The sequence below is a fragment of the Thermus brockianus genome (assembly GCF_021462505.1).
Taxonomy (GTDB): Bacteria; Deinococcota; Deinococci; order Deinococcales; family Thermaceae; genus Thermus; species Thermus hydrothermalis.
In genome coordinates, this window is record NZ_JAKEDV010000018.1 from 1 (window position 1) to 4,770 (window position 4,770).

The following is a 4,770-nucleotide window of genomic DNA, read 5'->3' on the forward strand; positions in this document are numbered from 1 at the left end:
CTGAGGTCGCTGGGGTAAGATCGTCTAGAGCTCATCCCTCAAGAATACCACCCTTTTACGACAGCCTCTGAGCCCGTACACCTCCAGCACCCGGTGAGGGTCCAGGTCCGTAGCCACAATCAGCCACTCCCGGACCCCAAGGCGCAACCCCACCACCCACATGCGCCGCCCGTAGACCCAGTACCGCCGCCTGGGCACCCGGCTCTCTCCCACCTTCAGGGAGGCAAAGAGCTCCCAGGCCCGAGGGCCCGAGCCCAACCGCCACATCCGGGTGTTGGCCTTGATTCGGATGCACCGGGGGATGCCCTTCTCCTCCAGGTACCGGAACCACGCCTCCCCTATGAACTCCCGATCCGCCAGGAACCCCTCCACCCGGAGGTGGGGGAAGTGGGCCCTCAGGAAAGCCAAGGCCCTCTCCATCAGGGCGATGCGTTCGGGGGTGGAGGAGTTGCCGTCGTGGGGAAGGAAGCTCCAGAACAGGGGGACGGCCAGGCCTTGGTACAGGAAGGCCAGCATCAGGAGGTTGACCTTGCTCTTCCCCAGCTCCCACTCGGTCCGGTCCATGACCAGGAGGAGCCCTTGGGGTCGGAGGAGGGCGAAGATGAAGCGGGCATAGCCCTCCCCGTCCAGCCCCGGCCAGGCCAAGAACCGCTGGAACCTTCGGTAGGCGGAGCGGGGGTCAGGGCTGGCTATGGAGCCGAGGGAAAGAGCGAGTCTGGGGCCGCTTGTGGTGCGGGCGGTGACCAGAGCCATCACCAGGGCGGCCAGGAAGGTGAGGCGCCTGAGGTCGGCCTTCCAGTATCGCTTCAAGGCGTTGATGAGTGGGGTAAGCTGTTCCATGGGGACCACCTCCTATGGGTACCTGCCCATCCACGTGGGCGCAGGTCCATCCTAAAGGGGTGGTCCCACGTTTTGACGTGTACTGAGGTAAGGGTCTGTGTTTAATAGGGGGGCACACCTTAGACGGAGGAGGTGCCCCTTGGATCAGGATACCCTGCGGATCTTGCTGAGGGAAGCGGTGCGGGAAACCGTAAGCGAGGTGTTGCAGATCCTACTGGGTCAGCCCGATAGGGCTAGCTTGAGGGAACTATGGCAAAGGGGCCTGCGGCGGGTTTTACTCTTCATCACGGATGGTCTACCCGGGATGGAAGAGGCGATCCGCCGGGTGTATCCCCTGGCCCAGTGGCAGGTGTGCGTGGTGCATAGGGTGCGCTCCAGCCTGGCCCAGGTGCGTTCCCGGGACCGGGCCTTGCTGATCTACGGGGCGAGGAGTCGGGTGGAAGCCCTTGAAGCCTTGGAGAAAGGAGGCCTGGGGGCCCGGTACCCTTTCCTGGTGGCGGCCTGGTGGGAGGACTCTGGGGCCCTGCTTCGCTTCAAGGTAGCCCCTTTGGGGCTGACTTACGATTACCCCCAGGTGCTCTGGCCCTATCTTCGCAGCACTAACCTGATGGAGCGGTTTATTCGGGCTCAGCCCGAAGGGCTAGCGTTCTGGTGAGGCGGGGGACGAGGGACCCCAAGTTTCCCCGGGAAGAGGCGGTTAACCTCCGCCAAGGCGCCTACTTTTTCCAGGTAGGCACCGCTACACTGCCCGAAACCTGCGCTAAAAAGGGCAGGCGGCTTCCGTGAAGGAGGTACTGCTCGCTGGTCCCGAGCAGCACCAAGCCCAGGGTCTCCCCAGGAGACAGCGCCTCCCCCACCCCCACCAGCATCCCCTCGTGCTTGCCAAAACCCTTAAGGGGTAAAACCTGCTCGTCCACCACCTGGATAGAGCCATCCAGCTTCTTCACCCCTAGCCCCACAAAGATCACCGGGTTAACGAGCTCAAGAGCACCCTCCACATAAAGCCGGAACCGGGGTATTCCCGCCAAAACCGTGGGCTCGGTCACCGCCTTTAGGGGCACAAAGACCGGCCCCAGCAGCGCATCCACCAACCCCTCCACCAAGGGCAGGTCACCTCCACCGGGCAGGTAGGGAGCCAAAGGCTGGCGCAGTACCCTGAGCAAAGCCTCTATCGTGCCCGAGATGCCTTTTAGCGGCACAAGAAGGGTGGGCGGTACGTCAAACCCCACCCCTCCCACCGGCAGGTCCTCCACCCGGCCAAACGTCACGGCCTCCTGGTTGTTCAAAGACACGGAGAGCCGCGGCACGAAATCCGCTGCCCCCCTCTTGCCGCGGAGCTTCTCCTCAAACCAGGCTAAAGCCACCTTGACCAGATCCACCCCACCCCCAAAGGGTAAGAATGCGGTGGAGTCTTGAAGGTAAGGGAGCACGTGCCCTCCCTGGAGGGTAAGAAGCCTTACGTCGCCGCCCTTAGGCAAAAGGGCCATGGCGTTCCAGTAGGCCTCGTTCAGGTTGAAAAGGGTATCCCGCATACCCTGGACGAGAAGCACATCCACCGGGTCTAAAGGCAAGCCCCGCTCGTAGAAGTAAGAGGGGGAGTGATAGTGAAAGAAGGCCTCCGCCCGGGAGGACGGGGCACCCCGCAAGAGGCTCTCCACATAGGTCTGGTAAATATAGGGGTCCATCCGCCCCCCACTTCCCAAAGCCCCTGCCGCAAGCAGCAAGGTGTTCCACGCTGTCTTAGGCACCCGGTTGGGGAAGAGGCTGTAGGGCAGGTCGTACCAGGTGACCAGGGGGATCATCGCCCGGATGCGGGGGTCCTGGACCCTAGTCATAAGCTGGAACCCGCCCCCGTAGCTTGCCCCAAACGTCCCCACCCGCCCGTTGAAGCGGGGCAGATTGGCCTCGGCCCAGTCCAGTATGGCCCGCACGTCCCGGACCTCGTACTCCGGGTCCATCACCCTCACCGTACCCCCCGAGTCCCCAAAGCCCCTCTGGTCAAAGCTGATTACGTAGTAGCCCAAACGCCAGGCGGCAAAGAGCGCATCGCTGATCGCCGGATTTTCGGTAGAGGTATCCTCCGGCCCACGTATGCGATGCCCGCCCAAGCCGTGGCCGTGCAGGATCAGTGGGGCCGTCTCTCCGGGAGCCAGGGCCGGCTGAAAGACGGTGAGCGCAATTGGGGTGCCATCAAAGGAAGGGATGGTTACGCTGCGATACTCCGCGGCTTGGTAAGAGCCTTGGGAAGCTTCTCCTGAACCCCTACCCGGTGCACCACCCTGTGTCCCACAGGCCGCGAGGAAAAGGGTGAGAAACCCAAGCCAAAATGCCCTTCTCATCCTTTTCCACCTCCTTCAGAAGGCAAACCGACCCGCCAGGGAAAACTCTGCCCCCTTGGCGCCGAGGAAAAGGCCGCCCTTCTGGCTCAGGAAAAAGACAAGCCCAGAACCCTCCGGGGTGGTGATCTCCCCCCCGAACCCGAGACCGAAGACCGCAGGTCCCCCAAGGCCGACCTCCCCCCGTAGGACCAGGTTGGGAAGCGGACGATAGCTGCTTCCCAGGTCAAGGCGGAGGCCTTGGGCCAAAGGACCGCCTAGGCTCAAACGGCCTCGGGCTGTGAGAAAAAGGGGAAATTCTGGCGGCGGCACTACCCCTTGGGCCAAGGCCAATCCCGCAAGTAGACCTGGAAACAGCAAGTGCTTCATGTTTCACCCCCAAGGCTTTCAACCTGTTGGACTTGATCAAAATCAAAGCAGCGGGAAGCCCGTGGGACAAGGGGGCTCGGCGAGGGAAGATTACACTACACTTTCCGTTTTCCCGTTACTTTTTGTTTGTCATTCCTTCGTGTGCTACCTCATAGCTCCCCCCTAGCCATTTTCAAGAGCACCCGGCTACGGATGAGGTTGTGGACCAGCAGGATGAGGTTCACCCGGGCCACTAGACCCCAGTAGGACCGAACCTCTATCCGGTGAAGCCCCAAAGAGCGTACCATCACGCTAAACCGGGTCTCGATCCAGTTGCGTACCCTCCCCATCCACTCTCTCCACCCCGTCTCCACCACCTTTCCTCCCCTAAGCCGGTAGGAAGGTGTCTTGACCCCCTGGACCCAGCGGGTCACGCGTCAGCGTATCTTGTACCCCCGGTCACCAAGGACCGCGGGCAAACCCTCCAGAAGCTCCCCTGCCCAGGTCTCCCGGGCATTCCCGGGAAGAAGAGTCCAACGAAAGAAGAGGCCCCGCTCGTTCATCACCGGCACAAGGACGTACCCGCCAAAGGCTCCCAGGGGACCCACCCCCACCGCGGCCTCAGGAAGAGAGAGGCCGTGGATACGGTGGCCGTGGGCCAGGGGGATGGGCTTGAGGTCTACCACCTGGAGCAGGCCTTGTCCCCCGGAGAGCTTTAAGGCGAGGTGGGCCAGCAGCCCATGAGCCTTCTGGAGGATCCGGTAGAAACGGGAGAGGTGGGGGAGGGAGGGGAAGTAAGCCTTCAGGGTAGTCTTGGCCGCGAGGTAGCCTTTGGCGAGGTCCTGGCCCTGGCTGCTTCCCCGTAGGGGAACATCTTGCGGAGGAGGAAGATGGCGAGGGCCAGGAGTTCGGCCAGGGTGGCCTTTTGGTGCTTTTGCTTTTTGGGGAGCTTGAAACCTTGAGCGACGAGGGCTTTGAGTTCGTCATCCACCCAAATGTAGGTAGCCACGATGAGGGTCTCTGCGTCAAGATGGTAGGTCAGCCAAAGGCTACGTTCTGGGGGTGCTCACGGTCTTGTGGCATAGCACCCCCTCTTTTTTCACACCCTGGGGGGACAGATCAAGTAGCACACGAAGGCATTTGAAATCACTATACCTTAAGCAGTCGTGTAAGGATTTAGAGGCTGTCGTAAAAGTCCTCCACGGCCAGCTACGCGGCCCTAGCCAGCCGCTTCACCAACAAGCGT

General features: G+C 62.0%; 2 protein-coding genes and 2 pseudogenes. 1 reads left to right on the forward strand and 3 read right to left on the reverse strand.

What is annotated here, in order from left to right; translation table 11 throughout:
- Window positions 1-24: 24 nt before the first annotated feature.
- Window positions 25-840 carry a transposase gene (locus tag LXN00_RS12510; RefSeq protein WP_234508708.1) on the reverse strand — a complete coding sequence of 272 codons (816 nt, stop codon included), beginning with the start codon at window positions 838-840 and terminating at the stop codon, window positions 25-27.
- Between the two features lie 238 nt (window positions 841-1,078).
- On the opposite strand from LXN00_RS12510, the pseudogene LXN00_RS12515 reads away from it, so the two are divergent.
- Window positions 1,079-1,539 (forward strand): annotated as a pseudogene (locus LXN00_RS12515) (transposase); the annotation flags it as partial.
- A gap of 17 nt (window positions 1,540-1,556) precedes the next feature.
- Here the strand turns inward: LXN00_RS12515 and LXN00_RS12520 are convergent.
- Window positions 1,557-3,179 carry an alpha/beta hydrolase gene (locus tag LXN00_RS12520; protein WP_234508710.1) on the reverse strand — a complete coding sequence of 541 codons (1,623 nt, stop codon included), beginning with the start codon at window positions 3,177-3,179 and terminating at the stop codon, window positions 1,557-1,559.
- 515 nt (window positions 3,180-3,694) lie between these two features.
- Window positions 3,695-4,607, reverse strand: a pseudogene (locus tag LXN00_RS12765) (transposase).
- Between the last annotated feature and the right edge of the window lie 163 nt (window positions 4,608-4,770).

Excerpts from the sequence above, each read along its gene's own strand:
- LXN00_RS12510 (WP_234508708.1), bottom strand. The coding sequence starts at position 840 with ATGGAACAGCTTACCCCACTCATCAACGCCTTGAAGCGATACTGGAAG.
- LXN00_RS12520 (WP_234508710.1), bottom strand. The coding sequence starts at position 3,179 with ATGAGAAGGGCATTTTGGCTTGGGTTTCTCACCCTTTTCCTCGCGGCC.